This window comes from Methylophaga sp. UBA4204 (assembly GCF_002379485.1).
Classification (GTDB): domain Bacteria; phylum Pseudomonadota; class Gammaproteobacteria; order Nitrosococcales; family Methylophagaceae; genus Methylophaga.
In genome coordinates, this window is the sequence record NZ_DFTU01000001.1 from 55,449 (window position 1) to 56,583 (window position 1,135).

A 1,135-nucleotide genomic window follows, 5' to 3' on the forward strand; every position below is an offset into this window, starting at 1 on the left:
TAAATCGGCGGTAGCCACGCCAATCTCAGCTGTACGGGCAGCCAATAATCGCTCGCTACTCGCAACATCCGCTCGATAACGCAGATAGTTTTCACCTTCCACCACGGATACAGGGTGTTTTAACTGAGGTAAACGAGGTACATCATCAAGTTCTAGTTGACCGGGCCGCTGTCCTAACAAAGCAGACAAAGTTGCATCTGCAGTCAACAGAGCGACGCGATATGCCGGTATAGAGGCATTTACTTGATGTAGTTGCACATCTATTTGCGTAAGCTCCAGCTCTGAGGCCATACCGGCCTCAAGCCTAGCCATAACAATGCCGCGACTCTGTTGCAGATTTTGCAAATTTTGCTCTGCTACTTTTAAGCGCAACTGGGCACCACGGTATTCACCATAGCTGGTTGCCACCTGGCTAATTAACTGGACCTGAGCATCGTGCCAGAGAATGTCCGCCTGCTGAGCCTGGGCTTCAGCGGCTTCACTGGCACGACGTAATTTACCAAACAAGTCCAAATCCCAGCTTAAATTGGCTCCGGTACTATATCCACGGAGAATCACGCTCTCATTTTCCCTCTGCAACACGGCATTTTCACTGGCCTGATAACCCGCGTCCAATGTGCCTTTTGGCAGAATGTCATTATCAGCATCGCGAAACACAGCATAAGCTCTGTCGACATTGGCTTTCGCTTGCGCTAACGTCCGGTTTTCGTCCAGGGCACGATCTATTAGCCGATTCAGCGACTCATCATCAAAGGCTTGCCACCAGCTTTGTGCCAACTCGGCTTGCTGATAAGGGCTGCTAATAGTGATATCAGCCACTTTGTCAGGTGACCGATAATCTGGTCCTACAGCGCAGGCGCTTAATGTCATCACCAATATGGCAATTGTTGTAAGTTTGTGTTTGTTATACATGGGTATTCTCCACCTTATCGGTTATTGCCGTTGACGAAGGCAGCGCTTTTGTTTCGCCACGCTTGGCCAGCATGTAATAAAACAATGGTGTTAGGATTAAGCCAAAGAAGGTGACACCAATCATGCCGGAGAACACGGCCACACCCATGGCCTGACGCATTTCAGCACCGGCACCGGTTGAAAATACCATGGGCACCACGCCCATAATAAAGGCGATAGAGGT

General features: G+C 49.7%; 2 protein-coding genes. Both read right to left on the reverse strand.

Annotation, left to right across the window (positions count from 1 at the left end):
• Positions 1 to 912 (reverse strand): TolC family protein (locus B3182_RS00280; protein WP_292751079.1); only part of this gene is annotated, 912 nt, incomplete at its 3' end.
• Positions 905 to 1,135, reverse strand: a 231-nt coding sequence (locus B3182_RS00285) for an efflux RND transporter permease subunit (protein ID WP_292751082.1), incomplete at its 5' end; no start/stop codon positions are given. The genes B3182_RS00280 and B3182_RS00285, both read right to left, overlap by 8 nt.